This is a genomic window from Flavobacterium wongokense (genome assembly GCF_021608265.1).
In the GTDB taxonomy this organism is placed as follows: domain Bacteria; phylum Bacteroidota; class Bacteroidia; order Flavobacteriales; family Flavobacteriaceae; genus Flavobacterium; species Flavobacterium wongokense.
Window position 1 is genome coordinate 423,468 of sequence record NZ_JAKIHP010000002.1, and the last position, 26,974, is coordinate 450,441.

26 protein-coding genes and 1 tRNA gene are annotated in these 26,974 nt (G+C 39.4%); 19 read left to right on the plus strand and 8 right to left on the minus strand.

Features of this window, described 5'->3' with window-relative positions; translation table 11 throughout:
* Position 1: 1 nt before the first annotated feature.
* Both L1S31_RS08020 and L1S31_RS08025 read right to left on the minus strand, forming a co-directional pair.
* The gene (locus L1S31_RS08020; protein ID WP_236464207.1) at positions 2 to 649 is read right to left on the minus strand and encodes a TatD family hydrolase; all 648 of its coding nucleotides are present in this window, start codon (positions 647 to 649) and stop codon (positions 2 to 4) included.
* On the minus strand, positions 649 to 1,248 hold the full coding sequence (locus L1S31_RS08025; RefSeq protein ID WP_236464208.1) for a DUF1684 domain-containing protein: 600 nt from the start codon (positions 1,246 to 1,248) through the stop codon (positions 649 to 651). The genes L1S31_RS08020 and L1S31_RS08025 overlap by 1 nt, the downstream gene beginning before the upstream one ends.
* Before the next feature lie 95 nt (positions 1,249 to 1,343).
* Here L1S31_RS08025 and L1S31_RS08030 point away from each other — a divergent pair, with 95 nt between their 5' ends.
* The 7 genes from L1S31_RS08030 (at position 1,344) to L1S31_RS08060 (ending at position 8,062) form a co-directional block, all read left to right on the plus strand.
* The gene (locus tag L1S31_RS08030) at positions 1,344 to 2,591 is read left to right on the plus strand and encodes an MDR family MFS transporter (protein WP_236464209.1); all 1,248 of its coding nucleotides are present in this window, start codon (positions 1,344 to 1,346) and stop codon (positions 2,589 to 2,591) included.
* A gap of 116 nt (positions 2,592 to 2,707) precedes the next feature.
* The gene (locus tag L1S31_RS08035) at positions 2,708 to 3,067 is read left to right on the plus strand and encodes a BlaI/MecI/CopY family transcriptional regulator (protein WP_236464210.1); all 360 of its coding nucleotides are present in this window, start codon (positions 2,708 to 2,710) and stop codon (positions 3,065 to 3,067) included.
* A 7-nt stretch (positions 3,068 to 3,074) separates the two neighbouring features.
* Positions 3,075 to 4,865, plus strand: a complete 1,791-nt coding sequence (locus L1S31_RS08040) for a M56 family metallopeptidase (protein ID WP_236464211.1) — start codon at positions 3,075 to 3,077, stop codon at positions 4,863 to 4,865.
* 12 nt (positions 4,866 to 4,877) lie between these two features.
* On the plus strand, positions 4,878 to 6,743 hold the full coding sequence (locus L1S31_RS08045; protein WP_236464212.1) for a M56 family metallopeptidase: 1,866 nt from the start codon (positions 4,878 to 4,880) through the stop codon (positions 6,741 to 6,743).
* A gap of 101 nt (positions 6,744 to 6,844) precedes the next feature.
* On the plus strand, positions 6,845 to 7,723 hold the full coding sequence (locus tag L1S31_RS08050) for a hypothetical protein (protein WP_236464213.1): 879 nt from the start codon (positions 6,845 to 6,847) through the stop codon (positions 7,721 to 7,723).
* A gap of 58 nt (positions 7,724 to 7,781) precedes the next feature.
* The gene (locus L1S31_RS08055; protein ID WP_236464214.1) at positions 7,782 to 7,931 is read left to right on the plus strand and encodes an SsrA-binding protein; all 150 of its coding nucleotides are present in this window, start codon (positions 7,782 to 7,784) and stop codon (positions 7,929 to 7,931) included.
* A 57-nt stretch (positions 7,932 to 7,988) separates the two neighbouring features.
* Positions 7,989 to 8,062, plus strand: a tRNA-Arg gene (locus L1S31_RS08060).
* 48 nt (positions 8,063 to 8,110) lie between these two features.
* Here the strand turns inward: L1S31_RS08060 and L1S31_RS08065 are convergent.
* Together L1S31_RS08065 and L1S31_RS08070 are read right to left on the minus strand one after the other, a co-directional pair.
* Entirely contained in the window at positions 8,111 to 9,526 is a 1,416-nt protein-coding gene (locus L1S31_RS08065) for an MATE family efflux transporter (RefSeq protein ID WP_236464215.1), read from the minus strand.
* Positions 9,527 to 9,606: 80 nt separating this feature from the next.
* Complete coding sequence (locus L1S31_RS08070; protein ID WP_236464216.1) at positions 9,607 to 10,017, minus strand: DUF2541 family protein; 411 nt, start codon at positions 10,015 to 10,017, stop codon at positions 9,607 to 9,609.
* Between the two features lie 209 nt (positions 10,018 to 10,226).
* Here L1S31_RS08070 and L1S31_RS08075 point away from each other — a divergent pair, with 209 nt between their 5' ends.
* The 3 genes from L1S31_RS08075 to L1S31_RS08085 all read left to right on the plus strand — a co-directional run bounded on the left by L1S31_RS08075 (position 10,227) and on the right by L1S31_RS08085 (position 12,234).
* Positions 10,227 to 10,562 carry a hypothetical protein gene (locus L1S31_RS08075; RefSeq protein ID WP_236464217.1) on the plus strand — a complete coding sequence of 112 codons (336 nt, stop codon included), beginning with the start codon at positions 10,227 to 10,229 and terminating at the stop codon, positions 10,560 to 10,562.
* 224 nt (positions 10,563 to 10,786) lie between these two features.
* Positions 10,787 to 11,518 carry an endonuclease gene (locus L1S31_RS08080; protein ID WP_236464218.1) on the plus strand — a complete coding sequence of 244 codons (732 nt, stop codon included), beginning with the start codon at positions 10,787 to 10,789 and terminating at the stop codon, positions 11,516 to 11,518.
* Positions 11,515 to 12,234 (plus strand): DUF72 domain-containing protein, encoded by a 720-nt coding sequence (locus L1S31_RS08085; RefSeq protein WP_236464219.1) that lies wholly within the window; start codon positions 11,515 to 11,517, stop codon positions 12,232 to 12,234. The genes L1S31_RS08080 and L1S31_RS08085 overlap by 4 nt, the downstream gene beginning before the upstream one ends.
* 4 nt (positions 12,235 to 12,238) lie before the next feature.
* Here L1S31_RS08085 and L1S31_RS08090 read toward each other — a convergent pair whose 3' ends face one another.
* Entirely contained in the window at positions 12,239 to 13,522 is a 1,284-nt protein-coding gene (locus L1S31_RS08090; RefSeq protein ID WP_236464220.1) for an MFS transporter, read from the minus strand.
* Between the two features lie 68 nt (positions 13,523 to 13,590).
* On the opposite strand from L1S31_RS08090, the gene L1S31_RS08095 reads away from it, so the two are divergent.
* Positions 13,591 to 14,163 (plus strand): pentapeptide repeat-containing protein, encoded by a 573-nt coding sequence (locus L1S31_RS08095; protein ID WP_236464221.1) that lies wholly within the window; start codon positions 13,591 to 13,593, stop codon positions 14,161 to 14,163.
* Positions 14,164 to 14,274: 111 nt separating this feature from the next.
* Here the strand turns inward: L1S31_RS08095 and L1S31_RS08100 are convergent, their stop codons facing one another.
* The 3 genes from L1S31_RS08100 to glyA form a co-directional block, all read right to left on the minus strand.
* Positions 14,275 to 15,315, minus strand: coding sequence for a GMP reductase (locus L1S31_RS08100; RefSeq protein ID WP_236464222.1), 1,041 nt, complete (start codon positions 15,313 to 15,315; stop codon positions 14,275 to 14,277).
* A gap of 211 nt (positions 15,316 to 15,526) precedes the next feature.
* Entirely contained in the window at positions 15,527 to 16,120 is a 594-nt protein-coding gene (locus L1S31_RS08105; protein WP_236464223.1) for a MiaE family protein, read from the minus strand.
* A 67-nt stretch (positions 16,121 to 16,187) separates the two neighbouring features.
* The gene (glyA, locus tag L1S31_RS08110; RefSeq protein ID WP_236464224.1) at positions 16,188 to 17,462 is read right to left on the minus strand and encodes a serine hydroxymethyltransferase; all 1,275 of its coding nucleotides are present in this window, start codon (positions 17,460 to 17,462) and stop codon (positions 16,188 to 16,190) included.
* A 110-nt stretch (positions 17,463 to 17,572) separates the two neighbouring features.
* Here glyA and fahA point away from each other — a divergent pair, with 110 nt between their 5' ends.
* From fahA to L1S31_RS08150, 8 genes are all read left to right on the plus strand, one after another.
* Positions 17,573 to 18,856: a fumarylacetoacetase gene (gene fahA, locus L1S31_RS08115; protein WP_236464225.1), complete on the plus strand. Its 1,284-nt coding sequence runs from the start codon at positions 17,573 to 17,575 to the stop codon at positions 18,854 to 18,856.
* Between the two features lie 41 nt (positions 18,857 to 18,897).
* The gene (gene gcvT, locus L1S31_RS08120) at positions 18,898 to 19,980 is read left to right on the plus strand and encodes a glycine cleavage system aminomethyltransferase GcvT (protein ID WP_236464226.1); all 1,083 of its coding nucleotides are present in this window, start codon (positions 18,898 to 18,900) and stop codon (positions 19,978 to 19,980) included.
* A gap of 2 nt (positions 19,981 to 19,982) precedes the next feature.
* Positions 19,983 to 22,004 (plus strand): S41 family peptidase, encoded by a 2,022-nt coding sequence (locus L1S31_RS08125; protein WP_236464227.1) that lies wholly within the window; start codon positions 19,983 to 19,985, stop codon positions 22,002 to 22,004.
* Between the two features lie 4 nt (positions 22,005 to 22,008).
* Positions 22,009 to 23,043, plus strand: coding sequence for an LIC11966 family surface protein (locus tag L1S31_RS08130; protein ID WP_236464228.1), 1,035 nt, complete (start codon positions 22,009 to 22,011; stop codon positions 23,041 to 23,043).
* 56 nt (positions 23,044 to 23,099) lie between these two features.
* Positions 23,100 to 23,813, plus strand: a complete 714-nt coding sequence (locus L1S31_RS08135) for a YebC/PmpR family DNA-binding transcriptional regulator (protein WP_236464229.1) — start codon at positions 23,100 to 23,102, stop codon at positions 23,811 to 23,813.
* Between the two features lie 90 nt (positions 23,814 to 23,903).
* Positions 23,904 to 24,323 (plus strand): hypothetical protein, encoded by a 420-nt coding sequence (locus L1S31_RS08140; RefSeq protein ID WP_236464230.1) that lies wholly within the window; start codon positions 23,904 to 23,906, stop codon positions 24,321 to 24,323.
* Positions 24,324 to 24,438: 115 nt separating this feature from the next.
* Positions 24,439 to 25,785, plus strand: coding sequence for a PQQ-dependent sugar dehydrogenase (locus tag L1S31_RS08145; protein ID WP_236464231.1), 1,347 nt, complete (start codon positions 24,439 to 24,441; stop codon positions 25,783 to 25,785).
* A gap of 49 nt (positions 25,786 to 25,834) precedes the next feature.
* A complete protein-coding gene (locus tag L1S31_RS08150) occupies positions 25,835 to 26,935 on the plus strand; it encodes a nuclease-related domain-containing protein (RefSeq protein ID WP_236464232.1) in 1,101 nt (366 codons plus the stop codon).
* Positions 26,936 to 26,974 lie beyond the last annotated feature (39 nt).

A 26,974-nucleotide genomic window follows, 5' to 3' on the forward strand; every position in this document is an offset into this window, starting at 1 on the left:
GTTAGGGCCCAAAAACGGTTTTCCAATTATCGGCTACCTGCAATTTCATTTCATCCAAAGCCATCTGTTTATAATCAGAAGCTAAGGCGTATACTTGTTCCAGCGTTTCTTCTATCATGTCGGTTTCCAGGAAAAAGCGATTGTTTGGAACCATTTGAAAGACTTTTTTTAGTTCGGGATTCTGCAACAGGTATTTTCCAAAAGAGAGGTAAAAACCATTATCGAGTAATTGTTTAGCTACCTGCTCATTTTTGGAAAAGCCATGGATGATAATCGGTACCGATATTTTCAGTCGTTTTTTTATTTCAAGCAATTCATCAAAAGCTGCAACCAGATGCAATACTAAAGGTTTTCGGTATAACTCCGCTAAAGCAATCTGTTTTTCAAAAACTTCAGTTTGCAGTGCCATTGGGATTTCAATCCGCTTGTCCAGGCCACATTCGCCCAATGCAAGGCATTCCTTCAGGGATAACTTCTGTTCTATTACCTTCAAATCACTTTCCAGTCTTTCCTGATTTATATGCCATGGATGGATTCCAACTGAATACAACGGAATGCCGGCATCAAATTCCCAAGGGTATTGATTGACCAGTTCCATAACATTGGCATCATGGGTAAACTTATGCGTATGAAGGTTATAGAATTTCATCAGTCGTGGAATTTCTTTACGCCAGCCAGAATTTCGATGTTGAGGTTATTATCTAAAGGAACAATTGGGCAGGAATATTTGTGGTTGTAGGCACAATAGGGATTATAAGCCTTGTTAAAATCAATGGTTACCGAATTTCCTTTTGGGATTCTCATGTCAATATAACGGCCTCCAATATAGGTTTCCTTTCCACAACTCAAATCAGAAAACGGAAGGAACAGATGATCTTCAAAACCGGCTTTCTTCACCAGCTCAATGTTTTGATAGATATTGAGTGTAAAGGCCTTGCCATCGATTGTAAAAGCCAGTTCGCCATATTTTACATATTCCGGCAGACGAGTGCCTGTAGTTTTCATTTTAAACACCTTCTCGTCAGCGGTGCGTTTGAATTGGGCTTCCACAATAAATTTTTCGCTTATCGGATAAAAATCCAATCCTTTAAATACCTTAAAGTCCTCCTCAGTCAAAGGGCTTTCTTCGCGGTTGGCATATTCGGCATTGATGGTCTGCTGAAACTCTTTTGCCGTCTCAACTTTGGTTTCCTGGGCCAGAAGTGGCAATGCATTGAATAAAAATAAAAAGCAGCTTAGTTTTTTCATCGGACTCTTTTCAACAAAAATACTGTAAAACTAAATACGACACTACCAATACAAGCATCAAAGTTTTTTACCTTTGTAATATCATTCAACAATCAATGCTTACTACCGCCTTTCAACGCTACATCAACAACTTCAGGGGATTTTCAAGAGAGATTTGGATACTGACGCTTATCACATTCATCAATCGCGCCGGCACGATGGTGCTTCCCTTTCTGTCTAAATATTTAAAGGAAGACCTGCATTTTTCATATAGCGAGGTTGGATGGATTATGGTGTGCTTTGGTACAGGTTCCATCATTGGTTCCTGGCTTGGCGGAAAGCTTTCGGATAAGATTGGCTTTTACAAAATTATGATTTTCAGCCTGCTTACCACAGGTATACTCCTTTTCTTTGTGCAATTCATCCACACCTTTGTTGGATTGTGCATCGGAATGTTTGTATTGATGATTATTGCTGATATGTTCCGTCCTGCGATGTTTGTTTCACTGGGAGCCTATGCCAAACCTGAAAACAGGACCCGTGCGTTGACTTTGGTTCGTTTAGCCATTAATCTTGGATTTGCAGCCGGACCGGCTTTGGGTGGAATTATTATCATGACTATTGGCTATGCTGGTTTGTTTTGGGTTGATGGTGCAACCTGCATTATTGCGATACTTATCTTTTGGTTAAAAGTAAAGGAAAAGAAAAAGTCGCCTTTCATAGATAAGAAACATCCTGATGATGTGCTGACCCATTCCGTGTTTAAGGACAAACCGTTCTGGATATTCCTTTTTGCCTGTTTGGTTTCGGGAGTTTTATTTTTCCAGTGCTTTACCACTATTCCACTTTACCATAAAGAACAATTCAACCTGACGGAGTTACAGACCGGATTATTACTGACGATGAACGGCCTGATGATTTTCTTTATGGAAATGCCAATTGTCAGTTATGTTGAACGCAATAAGATCAGTAAGGTAAAGGTTGTTGCATTTGGCTGCCTGCTGATGGCAATCAGCCTGTTCCTGATGTTGGTGGATAGTTGGGCAGGAATACTGGTTATTATGATGCTGTTTATGACCTTTGGAGAAATGTTTGCTTTCCCGTTTTCCAATTCGGTTGCGTTAAGCCGTGCGCCAAAAGGCCATGAAGGACGCTATATGGCAATTTACACCATGAGTTATAGTTTGGCGCACATCTTTAGTGCCAAAGCCGGTATGGGAATCATAGATTACTACAGCCATAAATATGGGCATTTATACGGCTACCAGATGAACTGGCTCTTTATGGGAATCCTAGGACTTTTAGGAATGTTTTCTGGATTTTGGGTATATCGCCTAATACAAAAAGAGTCTAAAGATTTATAAATCAATATTTTAGCATTCAAATATTTTTTCAATCCTTAAAAAATAGTTAAATAACTATAAAAATAGTTGTGTAACTAAAAATATAGTTGTACTTTCGATTCAAAATAAAAAGAATCATGCAAAAGTTAACAAACAAGGAAGAGGAAATCATGCAGATTTTATGGAAGCTTAAAAAAGCTTTTGTAAAAGAAGTCATGGCAGAAATCACAGACGAGCAACCCCATTACAATACGCTTTCTACCATCATCAGGAACCTGGAAGAAAAAGGATTTGTGTCGCACAATGCTTTTGGGAACACCCACCAGTACTTTCCTATCATAAAAATGGAAGACTACAGAAAGAAGTTTATGAAAACAGCTATCGACACCTATTTTAATAGTTCCTATAAAAATATGGTTTCATTCTTTGCTGAAGAGGAAAAGATTTCGGCAGACGAATTGAGGGAGATTTTGGCAATCATCGAAAACAAAAAATAGTAGAACGATGGACCAGCTATTCCTATATCTTTTAAAATCAGGTGGATTGATTGCGGTGTTTTACCTTGCCTATCATTTTTTAGTACGCAAAGAAACATTCTTTAACAGCAACCGATGGTTTTTACTAAGTGGTTTAGCGACTTCGCTCCTATTGCCTTTATTTTTCATTAGTAAAATTGTAATAGTTGAAAGACCTGTAATTCAGGTTCAGGATTATGCAGTTGTACCACAACAGCCAGCTCCAATAATCCATAATATTCCAGTTGCTGAACCCTTTGACTGGACGCAGTTACTATGGACCGTTTATTTCATTATTGCGGCTGTTTTAGTGATTAAGATTGTGATTAACCTAGCATCACTTTATCGAATGCTAACAAAACAGCAATCTATTAAAAAAGAGCAGTTTAAATTAATCAATCTAAATGATAACATCGCTCCATTTTCGTTCTTTAATTATATTGTATACAACCCAAATTTGTATTCAGAAAAAGAGCTCGAGAATATTTTACTCCATGAAAAAATCCACAGTAAAGGAAAGCACTCCATTGATGTTTTGACAGCTGAAACAATGTGTGCACTATTTTGGTTCAATCCGTTCATGTGGCTGTATAAAAAAGCCATTACCCAAAACCTGGAATACATCGCCGATCAGCGAGCTATCGAACAGACTGACGATAGAAAATCCTATCAACACGCTTTGCTAAAAGTAGTTTCTAATCAAAACTGCCTGCCTATAACCAATAATTTTTATCAATCATTAATCAAAAAACGAATCGTTATGTTAAACAAAAATCAATCACACAGAAGAAGTTACTTAAAGTATGCCATGATCCTTCCGGCGCTAGTTGGCTTTGTACTTTTATTCCAGGTAAAGGTAATCGCACAGGACAAATTTATTGCGCTAACCAACGATGTAGCTTTGGCCAGCAGCAACACTGTAACTAATCAAGACAGTGTAACAGAAGAAGCATTAGCCATACCTATTCCAACAGAAGGCGAAGGCAATTATGTTTTTGACAAAACCGAAACCGATGAAAACCTAAAGGACGATGCAGCAGATATTGAACAGGTACATAAAATCAGTTTTACCATTTCTAATGTAAAAAGAAACAGCAACGGGGAAATCATCTCCATTAAAATGGCTTTTGATGATAAAAAAGGAAACAAAGGTAAAGTCGAACAAGACCGAACCATTCCAATCCGTCCAATATTCTTTCAGGTAAAACAAAAAGACGGCAAAAGCATCATCGGTTTTTATGACAATCCGGATATGGTCGTAAAACCTGTAGATCCGGTAAATGAGAACAAAATTGTAACCATTGAATCCATTAAGGACAATGCATTGATATATGTAGACGGAGAAAGATATACCAAAGAAAGCCTGAGTGAACTTGATCCAAAAGGATTGGAGAAAATTGAGCTTTTGAAAGACGCGGCATCCTTGGCACAATATGGCGCCAAAGACAGATCGGAAGTGGTGGTGATTACAACCAACTGGCCATCGCGAGAGCAGAACATTGCAATGAGACAGCAACAGTCTCCCAACATCATCACCCTGCAAAATGGCGATGAAGTGGTAATATTTGACAAATGCAATATGAAAATTCCGGGCTATCCTTCGGTTCAATTCACTGATAGCTCACCGGTTATGATACTAAATGGCGTGCAGCAGAAAAATCCAAGGCTTATTTTGGAAAGCATGCCTCTTTCAAAGATTAAGACAATAAAAGTGCTTGATGCCAACGACAAGGAAACAAAGGGCACTCCAATTTATAAACTGATTTTAACAACAAAGTAAAAATAAACCAACATGGAAGCGATATTTATATACTTACTTAAATCGAGCGGATTGATTACTGTTTTTTATTTAGCGTATCATTTTTTGGTTCGAAAAGAGACGTTTTTCAACAGTAATCGTTGGTTTCTCTTGAGTGGATTATTTACATCGCTTCTATTACCATTGTTTATCATTAAGAAAATCATATTGGTGGAACGCCCAAAAATAGCAGCCGAAGATCTGGTTGCCTATTCCCAGATTTCTGCCCAAAGAATACAAGATGTTCCTGCTGTTGAAGCATTTGATTGGATGCAATTTATTTGGATTAGTTATATCATCATTGCCTGCGTACTCGTGATTAGAATAGTATTTAATTTCACTTCGCTCTATCGAATGCTTTATCAACAGCAAGTTATTAAAAGAGAACAATTTAAATTAGTCAACCTAAATGAGAATATAGCTCCGTTTTCGTTCTTCAACTACATTGTTTACAACTCCGATTTGTATTCAACCGAAGAACTGCAAAGTATCTTATTACACGAAAAAATCCACAGCCAGGAGAAACATTCCCTTGATGTGCTTATTGCCAAATTGTTCTGCATCGTATTTTGGTTTAATCCGTTTATGTGGCTTTACAAAAAGGCAATTACACAAAACCTTGAATACATCGCCGACCAGAAAGCCATCGAACAACTAGAGGACAAAAAGTCTTATCAAAGAGCTTTATTAAAAGTAGTTTCTCATCAAAGCTGCCTATCAATCACCAACAATTTTTATCAATCATTAATCAAAAAAAGAATCGTTATGTTAAACAAGAACCAATCACACAAAAGAAATTCGTGGAAGTATGCCATGATCATCCCGGCCCTCATTGGCTTTGTATTTTTATTCCAGATAAAAACCATAGCACAGGAAAAGGAAGAAAATGTAATCTTCACCAAAGCCATTCACAAAGGCAATGAAGTACGCGTTACCGTAAATAAAAATTCCACCGATGCCGAGATGAAAAAAGACGCATCCGAACTTAAGAAAACTCACGGAATCACCTTGAAATACTCTAAGGTAAAAAGAAACAGCGATGGAGAAATCACAGGAATCAAGGTAGAATTCAAGGATAAGGATGGTAACAAAGGCGTTTCTCAGGTAGACGGAAAAGAACCTATCAAACCTATCCATTTCTACAAAAACGATTCAGGTGTAGGTTTCGGAAGACCAAAGGAACTGAGAATGTACACCAACTATTCAACTGGTGGAAATGACAATGCCCCAATGGCAATTGCAATTGGCGACAGCGTGAATGTTGTTGGGAATTTTGATTTCGACTTTGATTTGGATTTACCGGAACCACCGGAAGCTCCTGAGTCACCGGAAGCAGTAGAATTACCTGAAGCTCCTGAAGCATTTGCATGGGGCGACAACCAAAAAATAATCATCAAGACCGATGGCGATAAAAAACCTATGGTAATCATCAATGGAAAAGTGCTTTCAGATGAAAAAGAAATCGAGGAAGCTTTGCAAAAATATGGTGCCAAAGGAAAAGGGAAAGGAAAAGCCTATTGCTACAGCTACTCCTCATCCTCTGATGGCGATAGTCAGCAAATCATCATCAATGGCAAGGATGTAATGAAGATCAAATCTGATGCTATGGCTAATGCCAACATCCAAATGAAAAAATTACGCCCAATGATGGCGAAACAAATGGAATTGGCTAAACTAAGTAAAAGCAAAGCCAGAGCTGAAATGGATGCGGCAAGAGCGCAACTGAATGCATCCAAACCGGAAATGGAAGCAGCAAAAGCTGAAATGAACAGAGCTAAGGAAGAAATGCTGAAAGCAAAAGCCGAAATGGAAGCAGCCAAAGCCGAGTATGAAAAAGCCAAAGCTGAACTAAAAAAATAATAGTTAAAAAATTGCAAAACCCTTTTTACGAAAAAGTGATTCGTTTTAAGTTTGCTACAAATTAATCAATTACAATTATCAACCACTTTAATATTATTGTTATGAAAAACAACTTGTTTTATTCGCTGGTATGCATTGCGTTGTTTCAATCATCAATCTTTGCACAGGATAAAAAATCATCTGAGTCTTCAGATAAAACGTTTGACAATATTGTCATGACTTGGAACAAGGATACGCCCGAAAGCGAAATGAAGGACGATATCAAGGCTTTAAAAGAGCATGGCGTTACGATTACCTATTCCGATGTAAAACGAAACAGCAAAGGGGAAATTACAGCTATCAAGGTTGACTTCGCTGATAAAGACGGAAGCAAAGGCAGTATGTCGGTAGACACTCAAAAACCAATCAACACCATTAAAATTTACAAGCAAAATGATGAAGTGGGATTCGGAGATCCCGCTGGTTCAGGTTTCATGAATGGAAATAATTTTGCGTATGGCTTTAATGGCAATGATATGATGAAAGGTTTCCCGTTTAACGAAGATGGATTGCCTGGACAACAGTTTCATTATAGTTTCCCAAATGGTAATTTATTTGGAGATTCGGATTCCAAAATCATTATAAAGCAGGATGGTAAAAAACCATTGGTAATCCAGGATGGGAATATTGTTGAAGGCGGTGATGATTATACCAAAGAAGAATTGGAAGACATCAAAAAGAATAACAAAACAGAATCTTTTGGAAGTTTCAACGGACAGGGAATGGAAAACCTGGATGAGCAAATGGAACAATTACAGCAACAGATGGACGAAATGTCGAAATCATTTGGTAAGTCAGGCAAACCAAAGTCTGAATCTGAAAGCACCAAGGAAGAAATGAAAAAAGCCACCGAAGAAATGAAAAAGGCAAAAGAGGAATTGGAAAATGCCACGAAGGAACTCAAAAAAGCCAAATCGAGCTTAAAGACACAAAAAGCATAATTTCAAAAAAAGCAAGTCAGTTACGGCTTGCTTTTTTACTTTTGTAAAAACTTCAACAATGTTTAAGCTACTTGCCAAACTCAATAAAATACTCCTACCCAGCTTTACCAAGCAGCAACTCGATTTGGCTAAAGCCAAAAAATGGCAGATGGCAATCATTGGCTGGAGGTATTATGTTACAACAAGGGCATTGGATTTTAAAAAATAATTTTACTTATTCATTTGCGGATTTAATAGTATTAGCTATATTTGCACCCACAAAAAAGGCCTCGTGGCGCAACTGAATAGCGCATCTGATTACGGCTCAGAAGGTTACTGGTTTGAATCCAGTCGAGGTCACAAAATAAAAAAGCTTCCACAACATGGGAGCTTTTTTATTTTTAATATTTAAACCTGCACCGTCTTCCATTTTCCTTTTTTAAAGAAATAAAACGCCAATATTGCCAATACGGTTTCAGCCGATGGAATCGCGATAAACGAACCAAGAGGCCCAAAACCTAAATGAACCGCCAGAAACCACGCCAACGGAACCTGTACCATCCAAAAACAGAAGATGTTAATCCATGTCGGTGTTTTGGTATCCCCGGCACCATTCAGCGATTGAATCATCACCATTCCAATTCCGTAAAAAATATAACCAAAGCCAATGATACGCAAAGCCTGGCTGCCGTAAGCCAAAATCACTTTGTCCGAAGTATAGAAACTTATTATTATTTCTGAAAAGCAGACAAACAACAGCGTTACAAGGCTCATAAAAATAACATTGTACTTGGTGGTCAGCAAAACACTTTGCTCTGCTCTTTCGGGCTGTTTTGCACCAAGGTTCTGTCCGACCAAAGTAGCTGCAGCATTACTCAATCCCCATGCCGGCAATATAAAAAAGACCACATTTCGTATCGCAATCTGATATCCTGCGCTGGCATCGGTACTTCCGGTAATGGAAACAATGTATGTCAGCGCAATCCAGCTGCCACTTTGAATAAAAAACTGGAACATGGCCGGAGTTGAAATCGCCAATAACGATTTGATGATTTCAAAATTGGGTTTGAAATAAGAACTGTAGATTTTGATAATCCTGTTTTTGGCAAACAGATGATAACATTGATAAAGCACACCTGTGGTTCTTCCGATAGCCGTTGCAATAGCAGCACCAATCAGCCCAAGTTCGGGAAATGGCCCTACGCCATAAATCAGGATTGGACACAGGATAATATTGATAAGGCTTGCCAGCCAAAGGCTTCGCATCGCCATTGCCGCATCACCGGCACCACGGAAAATCCCGTTGATCAAAAACAGTAAAATAATCGACGGGCTACTGGCAAAAATGATTTGGGCAAACGAAGTTCCTTCCTTGATCACTTCCGGCCTTGCTCCCATTAAAGCCAAAATATCCGAAGCAAAATAAACGCCAAGAACAGCTACCAAAACCGCCACAATCAGTGATACTCCTATAGCCTGCATTCCCGATTTGGACGCTTCCTCATAATTCTTTTCGCCTACGCGCCGCGCTACAATTGCTGTTGCACCTGTACTCAAGCCAATTCCAAGTGTGTATACCAAAGAAATTACCGCCTCTGTAAGACCTACAGTTGCAACCGCCACATCTGCATTGGGCAAATGACCCACAAAATAAATATCTACAACAGCAAATACCGATTCGAGGCTCAACTCCAGTATCATTGGAATCGAAAGTAAAAGGATGGCAACCTTAATGTTTCCCTGAGTGTAATCATATTCCTTGCCTCGGAGTGATTGCCTGATTAGTTTGAATATCGTCTTGATTTTATTGATGCTAAAAGCCATTTGTAGAAATTTTACTAAATCAAAAATACAAAAAAAGGGACTCATTCCTGAATCCCTAAATTATACTTGTCAAATGACCGTTATTTATTGGTTTTGTATCCCCAAAGTTCAACATGTGCCTTATCATCTCCGGCGACAGTCTTATATTTGAAATCTACACGTTTGACATTTTTTTCACCGCCAAACTCAACCACTTTGGTTTCTCCGGGAACTTTAAACTCGGTGCCAACAGGGAAGTTTTTTTTGGTGTCGTCATCAAAAACAACATCAAAGGACTCCAGATTAATTGGAGCATCAGTTACCTTAATTTTAAGCGCTGCAAAACGCCTTGCCCCAACGATTGGGATTTTGTCAATTTCCCTTTTAAAATCAACTCTGGTTTCCCCTATTTTGTGCCAGCCGTCTTTATCACTAATGACAACTTTTGGGCTCTGTGCCAATAACGTGGCGTGGCTTGCTATAAACAGCAGTGCCAATACAATTTTTCTCATTTTTTCAATTTTTAAATTAGTTATGTTGATGATGGTAAAATTACAAGTCATCCGTTCCAAAAGGATTATACAACTGCTTCATTCTTTTATAGAATTCTCATTTTAACATTTGGCTTCAATGATATAAAATTGACCCAAAATTCTATAACACATTTACCCTGATTGTATTGCAATTTTGTAAAAGACATTAACAACTAAATTATAATACCATGGACTCAAATCAGAAAAAAAGTCAATCCGTACAAGGTTCTCGGATTGATGATAGCAAGAATGAAGCAAAGAAAGCTGTTGCCAATGCTGAAAGAGAAGATGACTTCTTAAGTGGTGACAATGCAAAGAAAACGGCTCCAAAGAACCCAAACATCGGAGGTAATGAAAGCGAATATGAAAATTCAACTTCTGATGCCGATCAATATGCAGAAGATTCAATAGCAGACAACACCGAAGGTTTCGCAAACCGAAGGGACAATGAAGAAGTTGAACGTCATTTGGATGAAGACCGATACAGCAGCCCTACTACACGAAACCGAGCGGAAGAATGGTAAGACATTAGGATTGATGATAAAGGTTTCAGTTGGTGCAACCCTAGTTTTTGGATAGTATTAAAAATGAAAATGCATCAATAAAAGAACAACTACAGATGATACTCTTCCAAGGGAGATTCAGAAGGTTTTCCGAAACAATTAAAAATAATCCTATTGGGCGTCAGCCCTGAAAACAGTGTAATGAAAGTTACACTGTTTTTTTTCCAAAATCAAACCCTACAAAAATGCCCGAAGGTCCATCCATAATAATCCTAAGAGAAGAAGTCATGCAGTTTGAAGGGCATAAAATCTTTTCGGCTTCAGGCAGTGCCAAGATTGACATGGACAGGATTGCAGGTAAAAAATTACTTTCCTTTAAAACCTGGGGCAAAAATTTCCTGATTTGTTTCAGTGGTTTTACCATTAAGATCCATCTGCTGATGTTTGGAGTTTACCTGATAAACAAAAGGAAAAAATTGGAACCGAAATTAAGCCTGGTATTTGATAACGGCGAACTCAACTTTTATACGTGTTCTGTAAAGCTTTTGGAAGGCGACCTCAATCAATATTATGATTGGACAGCTGACATAATGAATGAAAACTGGGATTCTAAAGCAGCCAAAAAGAAACTTGAGGAGATTCCCCAAAAAATGATTTGTGATGCATTACTCGAACAGGACATTTTCTCTGGTGTTGGGAATATTATTAAGAATGAAGTTTTGTACCGGGTAAAAGTCCATCCGGAATCATTGATTGGCAAAATTCCGAAACCCAAAATAACGGAGATTATTAAGGAAAATATAATCTACAGTTTTCAATTCCTTGATTGGAAAAGGAAAAATGAACTTGCCAAACACTGGCTCGCTTATAGTCAAAAAACATGTGTGAGATGCAATTTGCCTTTTGTAAAAAAAGATACAGGATTAAAAAAACGGGCTAGCTTTTTTTGCAACCATTGCCAAAAACTATACGAATGAAAAAAGAACTACATATTGGCTGTTCCAGTTTTAACAGCTCCTATTGGAAAGAAGTATTTTATCCAAAAGATTTGCCAAGGAATAAATGGTTTGAATTCTATTGCCAGCATTTTGACACTTATGAAATGAATGGCACTTTCTACAGATTTCCAAGATTGAAAACATTTCAGGATATGTTTGACAAATCTCCAGAACATTTTCTCATTTCCGTAAAAGCACCAAAAGAAATAACGCACATCAGGCTGTTTGTTGATTGTGGGGAATTATTAAAGGATTTTTACAGTCGGTGTGCTGAAGGTTTACAGCATAAACTCGGCTGCATTTTATTTCAATTTCCGCCAAGTTATGATTACACTCCCGAAAGACTGGACTCCATAATCCGCAAACTCGATACTGGTTTTAGGAATGTTCTTGAATTCCGTCATAGAAGCTGGTGGATTCCTGAAGTCTGGAACCAATTGGTAAAAAACAGCATTACACTTTGCAGTGTAAGCCATCCCCAATTGCCTGAAACCATTTTTACTGTTTCACCTCTAATTTATGTAAGGCTTCATGGAAAACCAAAAATGTTTTACTCGAGCTATAGCACAGAAGAATTGGCAAAACTGAAAGATTTGATCCTAACCAGTAATGCCGATAAGGCTTTTGTTTACTTCAATAATACCGCCAGCACAGCAGGAATCATGAATGCACTTGAGATGGAAGAAATAAAATAAATAATTATTCCTCTTCGTTCTTTTTCTTATCCTCAAAGCTAAAATCACGGAGTTGTGGTGCCTTAAAGAATGTAAACACAACGACTCCTAAAGTCAGGCAGCCACCTACAACTACGGCACGAACCGTTCCAAGCCAATTGGCCATGACTCCGCTCTCAAAATCACCAAGCTCATTGGACGAACTCACAAACATGGTATTTACGGCAGAAACCCTTCCACGCATTGCGTCGGGAGTTACCAACTGCAGGATGGTGCTTCGGATGACTACGCTCACCGCATCAAACATTCCTGAAAGCAACAGCATAAAAAACGAAAGATAGAAGTTTTTGGATATCCCAAAAATAATGATGGAAAGTGCAAAACCGGTTACACAAACAAACAGTTTCCTTCCCGGATAGGTTTTTAAAGGCAGGAATGCCAATAATCCTAAAGTCAGCAAGGCTCCAATTCCGGGTGCGGCACGAAGGATTCCAAAACCCATTTCGTTGACATGCAGGATTTCCTTTTGATAAACCGGCAGCAAAGCCACCGCGCCTCCAAACAACACCGAAAACATATCCAAAGATAAGGCTGCCAAAAGTATCGGGGTTTTAAAAACAAACTGCAAACCGTCATGCACACTCTGCAAAATGGGTTCTTTTTCCTTTTTTAATATCGGCTTGACCGTTATGGATAAAATGGGGAAAAATAACAAAAGCTGGATTCCCAGCACTATAAACAAACCAGTTGAAATCCCAAACCATGCGATTCCGAAACCCGCAACCAAAGGTCCGAGTACCGCTCCCATTTGCCAGGACATGCTACTCCAACTCGTAGCATTGGCATAATGTTCTCTCGGGACTACCATTCCAAATAACGAAAACATCGACGGGCTGAAAAACGAGCGCAGGATTCCGCCAAGAAATACAAAGAAATAAATAAAGCAGACAATCGTGGTCACCGAAAGGCTTTGGTGCGTCATCGGCAAAGCCAAAATGGCCAAACAAACAGCGATGATTACATAACCTGCAAGACAGGTTACAACCAATTTCCTTTTCTCGCTCTGGTCCACAAAATGACCTGCAAATAAAGAGCATCCAATTGCAGGAATAACTTCGGCTAGGCCTACAAAACCTAAGGAAAGCTTGTCATTGGTGATGTGGTAAACCCAATAATACAAAATCGTGGATTGCATGTTTAAGGCAAATATCAATCCCAAACGGGTTGTGAGGTAAGCTTGGAATTCTTTTATCCTGAGTGAAGGATTTTTATAAAAAAAGCCGGAAACCTTAGTGTTCTCCTGATTCATGGTGCTTGGAAAATTGTAGCGTAAATTTAACCAAAAAAACACTTAGTTTTACACTTTAAAAATCCATTATGTCTTCCGATTACCTACTTGACGAAAAATTTGAAGATATCTTCTTTCTCGAAGCCGATATCAAATACAAGGAATATGAAAATTGTACCTTCCACAACTGCGATTTTACCGACTGCACCTTTCAGAGTGTCGCATTCATAGATTGCAATTTCTTTGACTGCAATTTCAACGACACCAAAATCAATTATGTTTCGCTTCGCGGCGTTCAGTTTAACGGTTGCAATTTTACCAATGTCAATTTTGCCATGACCGATCAGGTAATTTATGAATTCCATTTTAAGGACTGCCAATTGGATTATGCCAAATTCTATGCATTGAAGCTAAGAAAAATGCAGTTCATCAATTGTAGCATGGTTTCGGTAGATTTTATGGCCAGTGATCTGACCGAAGCTGTGTTTGATAACTGCAACCTACGAAGAGCAGTATTCATTGACACCATTGCCAACAAAGCTGATTTTTACACCAGCTATGATTACACTATCGACCCTGAGAAAAACAAACTAAAGAAAGCTATTTTCTCAACCGATGGACTGAAAGGCCTTTTGGAAAAGTACAATTTGGTAATCAAATAAATAGTTTCGTCAGTTCGAGTGATTCCGACTTGTCGGAATTGTATCGAGAACCGTTCAAATAATGCATCTTCTCGATACAATTTTGTTTCACAAAATCACTCGAAGTGACGGCTATTTGGTAAACACACGGTTTTCCTGCTCAATTACGCGTATAAATGTGGTTCTTTTGGTTAGTTCCTTGAGCTTTGACGCTCCAACATAAGTACACGTACTTCGGATTCCGCCAAGAATATCGAGAAGCGTATCAATAACATCTCCCTTAAACGGAACCTGAACGGTCTTTCCCTCGCTGGCTCTATATTCGGCAACACCTCCAACATGTTTTTTCATGGCGGTTTCTGAACTCATCCCATAAAATTGTTTGAACTTTTCGCCTTTGATTTCTATGATGTCGCCACCACTTTCGGTATGGCCTGCAAGCATTCCGCCAAGCATCACAAAATCGGAACCCGCTCCAAAAGCCTTGGCAACATCACCCGGAGTGGTGCAGCCACCGTCGCTGATGATATGTCCACCAAGTCCGTGAGCGGCATCGGCACATTCAATAATTGCGGAAAGCTGTGGGTAACCAACACCAGTCTTAACACGGGTTGTACAAACAGAACCAGGACCAATCCCAACTTTTACGATATCGGCGCCTTCCAAAAGCAGTTCTTCTACCATTTCTCCGGTTACGACATTTCCGGCAATGATTACCTTGTCTGGGAAATGCTTCCGCGCCTGGCGCAAAAAGCTTACAAAGTGTTCCGAATAGCCATTGGCCACATCAATGCAGATGAATTTTAGCTGGGAATTGTACTCAAATATTTCGGCTACTTTTTTGAAATCATTCTTTCCGGTTCCGGTGCTGACAGCAATGTAATCGCAAATATCCTTGGGAGCCTTTTTGATAAAGTCATTCCATTCCTGAACCGAATAATGTTTGTGGATAGCAGTAAAGAGTTTTTCTTTGGCTAAAGCCAATGCCATTTCAAACGTACCGACGGTATCCATATTGGCAGCCATGATTGGAATCCCTGTCCATGTTGCCGTACTGTGCATAAACTTGAATTCGCGCTCCAGGCTCACCTGCGCACGGCTGTTTAGTGTTGAACGCTTTGGGCGTATCATGACGTCCTTAAAGCCCAATTTGATATCGGTTTCTATTCTCATTTTGACAACTATTCTAGCATCTCAAATATAGAATTAAGTGGCGAAAATGCAGTCTGTTTTCCAAAAAGTAATCAGTAATTTATCAACAGCAATTTTGTTTACAGTATTGGAAAACACTTTGTCGACGCACTTGGAAAACATTTTGTCGATGCCTTGTCGACATCTTGTCGAAGCCTTGTCGACATCTTGTCGAAGCCTTATGGACATTTTATTATCCGTGTATGGTTTCCTTATTGCCGTAATTGGCAATGACCTGGGCTTCAAAAGCAATCCATTCGCGCCAGCGTTTTTCAACGTCGATGCCTTTGCCATACTTGCGCGCATACGTGATGAAAGTGGTATAATGCCCGGCTTCGCTTTCCATCAGTTCGCGGTAGAATTTTGACAATTCCTCGTCCTGGATATTTTCTGAAAGTACCTTAAAACGCTCACAACTCCGTGCTTCAATCATAGCCGAAAAAAGCAATCGTTCGACTAATCCCGAGACACGGCTTCCGGTATTACTGCGTTTCATATATTGCGCGAGTTCGTTGACATAGTCGTCTTTGCGTTCGCGTCCAAGCTTCAATCCGCGCTTTTTAATGATATCATGAACCTGTTCAAAATGGTCCAGTTCTTCTTTGGCCAAAGCCAATAAATCGGTTACCAAATCTTCGTGTTCGGAATTATTCGTGATGATGGTTATGGCATTCGTAGCGGCTTTTTGCTCGCACCATGCGTGGTCGGTTAGGATTTCCTCAATGTTTTTTTCAACGATGTTTACCCATCTTGGGTCGGTTGGTAATTCCAGTCGTAATACTCCCATTTTTTCTTTATTAAAAAAACCTCCAGAATCTGGTCCTGAAGGTTTTGAATAGTCTTATTTTAATCTTTTAGTAAACAAAAATAGCTCTTTCGCTCATCATGTCATTTACCTCGTCAGCTATTCCGTCCAGCAATTCATCATTAGCCGCATTGGAAAGTACACGGTCGATTAAATCAACTATGGCCTCCATATCGCTTTCAACCATTCCACGTGTAGTGATTGCTGGTGTTCCAACCCGGATTCCCGAGGTTACAAACGGTGACTTATCATCAAAAGGAACCATATTTTTATTTACGGTAATTTCTGCTTTCCCTAAGGCTGTTTCAGCATCCTTTCCAGAAATTCCTTTGTTGCGCAGGTCAATCAGCATCATGTGGTTGTCTGTTCCGCCAGAGATAATGTTATAGCCTCTTTTTACGAATGCAGCAGCCATGGCTTTTGCATTTTTCTGAACCTGCATCGCATAGGTGAAAAACTCATCGGAAAGACATTCGCCAAAAGCTACAGCCTTAGCCGCAATGATATGCTCCAAAGGCCCACCCTGATTTCCCGGGAAAACCGACATATCCAAAACATGTGACATCATTCGGATTTCGCCTTTCGGAGTTTTCAATCCCCATGGGTTTTCAAAATCCTTGCCCATCATGATGATTCCGCCTCTTGGCCCGCGTAAGGTTTTGTGGGTTGTAGTCGTTACAATATGGCAATGCGGAATTGGATCATTCATCAAACCCTTGGCAATCAAACCTGCAGGATGCGAAATGTCTGCTAATAAAAGTGCACCAACGCTGTCCGCAATTTCACGGAAACGCTTAAAATCCATATCACGGGAATACGCCGAAGCTCCTGCAATAATCATTTTTGGCTGCTCTTTTGTGGCAACTTCCTGTATTTTATCATAATTTAAAACACCAGTTTCCTGGTCAACACCATAAAAAACAGGAGCATATAATTTTCCTGAAAAGTTAACCGGCGAACCATGCGTTAAGTGCCCACCGTGCGATAAATCAAAACCCAGGATTTTATCTCCAGGTTTTAAACAGGCAGCATAAACCGCTGTATTTGCCTGTGAACCAGAGTGTGGCTGCACATTTACATATTCGGCGCCAAAAAGCTCTTTAGCCCTGTCGATAGCAATTTGCTCGATAACATCCACTACCTCGCAACCGCCGTAATATCTCCTTCCAGGATAGCCTTCGGCATATTTATTTGTTAGTACCGAACCTGCAGCTTCCATTACCTGGTCGCTTACAAAGTTCTCTGATGCAATTAGTTCAATTCCGTGAATCTGTCTGTCTTGTTCCTCAAGGATAAGGTCAAAAATTTGTTTGTCGCGTTGCATTTGAAATTATTTCGATTAATTGTGCTCAAAATTACAAAAATGGTTTGGTAAATTAATAGTAAATGATATATTTGATTACTTAAAATTTTCAACAACTAAAACAACACACTATGCCTTCAATGACAAACAATCCTAAGAGAAAATCTTGGCTTACCGTCCCCAAAGACAGCGACTTCCCTATTCAAAATATTCCATTTGGCGTTTTCCTGACTAAAGAAGATGTCATTACAATTGGAACAAGAATTGGAGACTACGCAATCGATTTGGGAGCTTTACAGCAGCTGAATTATTTCGAGGGAATTGATTTGACCGACGATATGTTCATGCAGGACTCTTTAAACGATTTTATTTCGGATGGAAAGAAAACCTGGCGCGCAGTCCGCAATAGGATTGGCGATATTTTTGATCATGGTAATCCAGAACTTAGAGACAGGAAAGACCATCGCGAAGTAGTTATTTTCAAAATGGAAGATGTAGAGATGCAGCTTCCTGTTATAATTGGTGATTACACCGATTTTTATTCGAGCAAGGAACATGCTACCAATGTAGGTAAAATGTTCCGCGACCCTGAAAATGCCTTATTGCCTAACTGGCTTCACATTCCGGTTGGTTACCATGGAAGAAGTTCTACCATTGTTCCTTCGGGTATTCCGGTACACCGGCCTATGGGACAGACAATACCAAATAATGATAATATTCCGGTTTTTGGTCCGTCAAAATTGATTGACTTCGAATTGGAAACCGCTTTCATTACTACAGATGCCAACATTATGGGGGAAAATATTCCAATCAACGAAGCCGAAGATTATATTTTCGGAATGGTTTTGCTGAATGACTGGAGTGCCCGCGATATCCAGAAATGGGAATATGTTCCACTTGGACCCTTTTTGGCAAAAAACTTCGCCTCTTCAATTTCCCCGTGGATAGTAACCATGGATGCGTTGGAGCCTTTCCGCTGCAAAGGGCCAATGCAGGAGCCGACACCTTTACCCTATTTGCAGCAAAAAGGGAAAAACGCTTACGATATCAACCTCGAAGTGTACATCGAACCTGAAAATGTGGAACCAAGCCTGGTTTGCAAGTCGAATTTCAAATACATGTATTGGTCAATGGCGCAACAATTAACGCACCATACTTCAAACGGCTGCCGTATCAACTCGGGCGACATGCTGGGTTCGGGAACGATTTCAGGCCCAACACCCGACAGTTTTGGCTCTATGCTCGAATTGACCTGGGGCGGAAAAAACCCAATCAGGATGAATGATGGCTCAGAGCGTAAATTCGTAAATGACAACGATACGGTAATCATGAAAGGATTCTGCCAAAACAGTTCGGTCCGCATTGGTTTTGGTGAAGTCAGCAGCAAACTGCTACCGCCTTTTGTTAGAAAATAAGAAACATACAATTCTTCAATTACAACACAATAAAAATTATAATGAAAAATACAGCGTTAACACACGTACACGAAAGCCTTGGAGCGAAAATGGTTCCGTTTGCAGGATACAATATGCCCGTTCAATATGAAGGCGTAAATGCCGAACATGAAACCGTTAGAAATGGCGTAGGTGTTTTTGATGTGTCGCACATGGGTGAGTTTTTGCTTAGTGGTGAAAATGCCCTGGCATTAATACAAAAAGTAACTTCCAATGACGCGTCGGTTTTGGAAATTGGACGCGCACAATATTCGTGTCTGCCAAATAACGACGGCGGAATTGTAGACGATTTGATCGTGTACCGTATGAAGGAAAACCAATATTTATTAGTGGTAAACGCTTCCAATATCGACAAGGATTGGAATTGGATTTCTTCGCACAATGATTTAGGTGTAGAAATGAGAAACATTTCTGAGGATTATTCTTTGCTTGCCATACAAGGCCCAAAAGCGGTTGAAGCAATGCAGTCATTGACTGCTGTTGATTTATCAGCTATAAAATATTATCATTTTGAAGTGGCTGAATTTGCCGGAGTTCAGGATGTAATCATTTCCGCAACGGGTTACACCGGTTCTGGTGGATTTGAGATTTACTGCAAAAATGCAGACGTTGAAAAGGTTTGGAATAAGGTTTTTGAAGCTGGAAAAGCCTTCGGAATCAAACCGGTTGGACTGGCAGCACGTGATACACTCCGTTTGGAAATGGGATTCTGCCTTTATGGGAATGACATTAACGATAGCACTTCTCCACTGGAAGCTGGTTTAGGCTGGATTACCAAATTCACCAAAGATTTTACCAATTCTGAAAACCTTAAAAAACAAAAAGAAGCTGGTGTAACCAGAAAACTCATTGGTTTCGAATTAACCGAACGTGGCATTCCGCGTCACGATTACGAAATCGTTGATGTCAATGGCAACAATATCGGAATCGTAACCTCGGGAACCATGGCGCCATCTTTGGGTAAAGGAATCGGAATGGGTTATGTCAAAACCGAATTTTCTGCTGTTGACAGCGAGATTTTCATTCAAATCCGAAACAACAAGGTCGCTGCGAAAGTGGTGAAAATGCCTTTTTATAAAAAATAAAATTGAAAAAAATTGTATTCTTAATAGTAAGCCTTCCTGTATTTGCATTCGGGCAAACCGATAAAAATCCGTGTGAAACACTAGCAAGAATCAATGCGTTGATCCAACAGCAACATTACAGGCCAAAACCCATTGACGATAGTCTGTCGGTTTTTGTTTTTGATGATTTATTAAAGCAGTTGGATGACGACAATCGTTTATTTACCCTTGTTGAAATCAATGATTTAAAGAAGCACAAATACAAAATTGATGACTATATCAAGGACCGGAATTGTGACTTCCTGACTGATTTTTACAAAGCCTATACACATGCCATTGAGCGTTATGCAAGGATAATCGAAGCGCTTAAAGAGGAATCTTTCCCGTTGAAAAGTACTGAAACAATCCAGTTCTCCAAAAAAGCATTCCCTTACGTAAAGGATGAAACCGAATTGAAAAAGCTCTACAAAAAAAGAGTCCTGTTCCACATCCTGAAAGATATTTCAGAAGTCAGCCAAAACAAGGATTCGTTATTGGCGAATTTTGATAAGATTTCCAAGACCTCAAAAGACAAGGTATTTGACACCTTTTCGTGTAAAAGTGCAGGTTTTCAGTTAAGCAGCCAGGAATTTAATTCCAAGTTCTTTAATGCGGTCTGCTCCTACTTTGACCCACACACCGAATATTTCTCGCAAAGTGACCGCTCGAGTTTCCTAACAGCTGTTAGCGCTGACAACCTTACGTTTGGAATGATGATTTCGATGAATGAAAAAGACGAAATCATTGTCGACGAAGTCATTCCCGGAAGTTCTGCCTATTATACCGAAAAAATTGACGGTGGCGATCAGATTATCAAGATTAAATACCACGATGAGGAATACAATATTGCGTGCTCTTCGATGCAAAAAGTCGAAGCCATTTTCAGCTCGAGCGAATACAAGAATGTCGAATTCACGCTTCGCAAAAAAAGCGGCGAAGTCTACAACGTCAACCTGACCAAAAGAGTCATGAAGGATTACAACAATAATGTTTACAGTTATATTTTAAATAAAGACACTAAAAAGATTGGCTATGTGAGGATTCCGAGTTTTTATGGAAAAATTGAAGACGGAAAAACCAATATGAGCGATGACGTCATCAAAGAAATATACAAACTCCAGGAAGACAAGATTGAAGGGCTCATTATCGACCTGCAGAACAATGGTGGTGGCTCAATGGATGAAGCTGTGAAATTAAGCGGAGCATTCATAGAAGCTGGCCCGGTTGCGATTATGAACAACCGTAGAGGCCAAACCCAAACCTTAAAAGATCCAAACCGCGGAAGTGTTTACACCGGTCCATTAGTGGTTTTGATAAATGGCTTTTCAGCTTCTGCAAGCGAATTTTTCTCTAATGCCATGCAGGACTACAACAGAGCTGTCGTGATTGGTTCACAGTCGTATGGCAAAGCATCAATGCAGCGGATTTTTCCATTGACGATGGAAGATGAACCCAGCGAATTTGTCAAACTGACCATCGAGGAATTTTACAGGATAACCGGGAAAACAAACCAAACCATTGGCATTAAACCCGATGTGGAAATCCCGTCGCTTTTTGAAGGACAGATGCCAAAGGAAGGTGATAACAAAACCGCCCTTAAAAATGACATGATTGAAGCAGCTCCGCGTTTTACCCTTTTTACAAATCCGTTAAAACCTGCAGCAATCGAAAACAGCCGCAAAAGAATCAGCGCTAGTACTGATGCCAAAATGATTACGGATATGAATGTCAAAATCGACCAATTATACGATGGTGTGATTGCTCCGGTTACACTCGAATTCAATTCGGTTTTCGCAGAAGTAAACAGGATGAACTCGCTTTGGAAAGACATCAAGGATTTATCCGAAAAGGAATATCCAATCAATGTAGAGCGCAATTCCGTCGATATTGGATATCAGGAATTTGATGACTACCTTAGGAGCAGCAATACCGAAAAGATTAAGGCTTTGAAGAGCAATTTCCCTGTTAGCGAAGCCATTAACATCATAAATGATTTAAATAAATAACAATATGAGACTAAGATTACTATTGATTTTATTTTTAGCCACAAGCCTCAATATCGCTGCGCAGGAATTCAAAACTGCTGTTGATTATTTGACATATATCGAAAAGGAACAAGGGCTGATTTCAAAAAGTACATGGAAATATACCACAGCTGTAGCGCATTCCAAAAGTGCGCGCCGCATTGACAATACCCGAAAACAGTTGGTAAAAAGCATAGAAGCCGCACAAAAGAAAATCAGCGCATTGAAAGACGGTTACAAAGGCGATGTTGATTACAAAAACCAAGTGTTACAATACCTTGACGTCTGCAAAATAAACATCAATGAAGAGTATGACAAACTCATCGACATGCAGGAAGTTGCCGAACAGTCCTATGATGCGATGGAAGCCTATCTGTTGATGCGCGACAAAATCAATGAAAAACTGGATGCTGAAAATGAAAAGGTCGAAAATGCCTTTCGCTCTTTTGCATTGAAATACAAGATTACCGTTAATGAAGGAAATACCGAACTGGGCGAAAAAATTAAGCTTTCGAACGAGGTTTTTGACTATCACACTGCACTCTACCTGATTTTCTTTAAGGTGAATTTTACCGATGGCAATCTTTCAAAAGCAATTGAAAGGAAAGACCTGAGCGCCATTCAGCAAAATGCCAATACGCTGACGCAGTATGCCGAAGAAGGTTTGACAAAGTTAAAGGCAATCAAACCTTACAAAGGCGACTCCTCTATGATTAATGCAACCAAAAAAGCATTGGATTTCTATAAAAAGGAAGCACAGGATTATGTGCCAAAGATGACGAACTTTATCATGTTTAACGACAAATTCGAAAATGCTAAAAAAACCTTGGAAGCCAAAACCGCAAACGACCGCACCAAGGAAGAGATTGACAGTTTTAATGCGATGGTAAAACAGGTCAATAAGGAAATCGACAATTACAACAAAATCAACAGCACATTTTTCCAGGAAAGGAATAACATTATTGCCGAATGGAACAACACCGGAGAGAATTTCATCTCGGGCCACGTTCCGATGGATTAATTTTTTGATATTTTCATCTAAAAAATTACTTTTGCAACACATAATTAAAACAAGAAATGGGAAGAGCATTTGAATTTAGGAAAGGTAGAAAAATGAAGCGTTGGGCAGCAATGGCCAAAGCATTTACCCGTATTGGGAAAGATATTGTAATGGCAGTTAAGGAAGGCGGCCCAAATCCGGAAGCCAACTCGCGTCTGCGTGCGGTAATGCAGAACGCAAAGGCAGCCAATATGCCAAAGGAAAACGTTGAACGCGCCATTAAAAAAGCAACCGATAAAGACACCGCTAACTATAAAGAGGTTTTGTTTGAAGGCTATGCACCTCACGGAATTGCTATTCTTATTGAAACTGCAACCGATAACAACAACAGGACTGTTGCCAACATCAGGAGTTATTTCAACAAATGCAACGGAACGATGGGAACCCAGGGTTCGGTGGAATTTATGTTTGACCACACCTGTAATTTCCGTATTCCGGCTGCCGGACAGGATGTTGAGGAACTGGAACTGGAAATGATCGATTTTGGCGTTGAGGAAATCTTCGCAGATGAGGAAGACGGAATCCTAATGTACGCTCCTTTTGAAAGTTTTGGAGCTATCCAGAAGGAATTGGAAAACCGCAAAATCGAAATCCTGTCTTCAGGTTTTGAAAGAATCCCACAGATTACCAAAGAACTTACCGAAGCACAGGTTGCCGATGTAGAAAAACTTTTGGAAAAAATCGAAGAAGATGATGATGTAATGAACGTGTACCACACGATGCAGGAATAACACATCATTGAATATTATATGGAACGCCGGGTTTTACCTGGCGTTTTTTATTGCAATATTTAGTAACTTAGCTATCTTAAATCGTTACTCATGAAATATTTATGCTGCTTACTCGTGCTTATAACTTCGGCGACACTTACTGCCCAAAAAATCAAATTGAAAAAGGAAGTGGTTTATATTGATGAACTTCCGGTTTTTAGTTACGGGAAGAAAGCTATGGGAAATGAACTGTATGTTTACAAACTGAATACCAAGGAAGAACTGCTGAACATGGTTGTGGATAACAATAACACCGAAAGCAAGGTCGATGACAGCAAGCGGATTGTTTTTGCCAAACAAAATACTACGATTCAATCCAGGAATTTCCGTGGCAGGGATTATGAATTCCTGATAGGATTGCTCCTCGAGGAACATGTAATCGATCCCAAAGGCGAAATCAACCTCAACAGCCTGGTACGGTTTAAGTCCAAATTTGATGATGGCAATATCAACCACATAAACCGAAACTAAATATCCAAAAATCGTTTTGTCAAAGCAAAGCGGTTTTTTTATTATATTTGATATCCCATTGATACCTAAACCATTATCTTCTGAATGTAGTGCTAACCAACCCACACCAAACACCATGAAGAAAATTACCTTATTGTTTATCCTATTCACCTCATTCACTTATTCCCAAATCAATCTTGGGACAACCATACTGCAGAACACTGTCGTAGCATCCAATCTTAATGTGCCGTGGGATATGGTTTACGGACCTGACGGCTGGATTTGGTTTACCGAATTGAGCGGTAATATCAAGCGGATGAATCCAACAACCTATCAGATACAACAGGTTTTTGCCATCAGCGATGTAGCGCTTTTTGGTTTCAGTGTTGGACTGCATTCGATACAACTGCATCCCGATTTCAATACGAATCATTATTTGTACGTGCATTATGCCTACACCAATACGACTTCCAAAATAGTGCGCTATGAATACGATGTGGCCAACAATACCTTAATCAATCCGACTATTATACTCAATGCCATTCCGGCTGGAGTTTCGCACAATGGCTCGAGGATTGTAATCTTGGGGGACAAATTATTCATTTGTTTAGGAGATACCTATAACAATGCGCCTACAGCACAGAATACCGCAACCATCAATGGTAAAGTATTGCGAATGAATCTCGACGGGAGCATTCCGAGTGATAATCCAACTCCCGGAAGTTATGTGTATACGATGGGGCACCGAAATCCACAGGGAATGTGTTATGCCAATGGCAGGATTTACAGCTCAGAACACGGGACTTCCGCCAATGACGAGGTCAATATCATAGAGCCTGGCCGCAATTACGGCTGGCCAACGGTGGAAGGCGTTTGCAACACCGCTGCCGAAATTACCTTCTGTAATGCCAATAATGTCAAGGAACCTATCTACAGCTGGTCGCCCTCGATTGCTCCTGCGGGAATGGATTATTATCAAAACGCTGCGATACCCGAATGGGATAATTCGTTGTTGGTTGCCGTCCTGAAAAACAAGGTCCTAATCCAGTTAAAACTGAATGCCGATGGCTCTCAGGTCACCCAACAGAACATTTACCTGACCAACACTTACGGAAGATTGCGTGATGTTTTGGTGATTCCCGACGGACGTGTATTTTTATGTACTTCCAACAGGGATTACGCCGGAAGCCCAATTGCCGCAGACGACCGCATTATTGAGTTAAAAAACCCTGCTCTTAGCATTGGTCAAATCAACGAAACCAAAGCCACCGTCTACCCTGTTCCATCCGACAATGTGATTAATATCGAATCAAATTACGATATCAAATTCGTTTCAATCATCAATATGGATGGAAAGGAAGTCTACGCCGCCAAATACTCCAGCAAGGTTGATGTAAGCGGGTTTGCCGCTGGGACTTATTTTTTAAGATTGTTGGATGGCGATAAGAAGTTGGTGGAACAGAAAAGGGTTTTGGTGAAGTGATTATTAGAAATTTAGCCTGCAATATTTAACCAAAATTATTCTGAAAAATATGTGTAGAGTCTATAATAAAGTAGGATGCCTCAATGCCATACAGTATCATTTGGTAAAAAATAATCTTGACGATTTTAATTCGTTAGACGAGTTAATTAATTTTCAGAAGGATTATCATATTACTGAAAAACAGGTTGTATTAAATCATACGCTCTTAATTCAACAAGAAAAATCAAGTCTTGAAAAAGATATTTCTGAATTGAATGATGAAATTTCTAAAAGTAAGTCGGAACTTGAAGACCAATTAAAACAAAGGATTAATGGTTATAATCTACAAATTGAAAATTTACCCATAGCTGATGAAGTTATTGCTACAATTAAGGATTATTGGTTAAATCTTGTAATTTGGGTAAGGATTTGGTCTACGCAAGTCCAATTTCATTTCAAGATTATGACACTTGTACATTTGTCGAACAAAACACTTTTCAAAAAAAATAATCGTTTACAATTTATCGATACAAATTTTGAAGATGCAGTAAATCGGAGTAGCTGCTCACACTTACAAACACTTCAGAGAAAAAAAGCTGTAGTTAAAGAAGTTAACAATATGATTTATGGAGCGATTGGAGAACAGAAGGTAGTGAAAGTCTTAGAGAGTTTACCAGATGATTATATCTTAATAAATGATTTTAGATGTTCATTCCAATCTCCTATATATAATCGAAGAAACAATGATTATATAAAATCTGTTCAAATTGACCATGTTTTAATTTGCCCATCCGGTATTTTTATAATTGAAACAAAAAATTGGAGCAAAAATTCTTTAGAAAAATTGTATTTGTTTTCCCCTGTCCAACAAGTCAGAAGAACCAATTATGCATTATACAAAATCGTAACGGACAGAATAAAAAAATCAAGTTGGGATTTTACAAAAAGTCATTGGGGAGATCGAAAAATTCCAATGAGGAATATTATTGCTTTCACTAACGAAAAACCAACTGAAGAGTTTGAACTGGTAAAGATTCTGGGATTAAGGGAACTACTTGGATACATCAAATACTTCACCCCATGTCTATCTCCCAAAGAAGTACAAACAATTGCTGATTTCTTACTGAAGATGTCAGACCGACAAGTAACTTCGTCTAAGTTAAGTATTTGAATAAGCTGTCAAAGAATCCGCAGCTTTTCTTAACAAAAA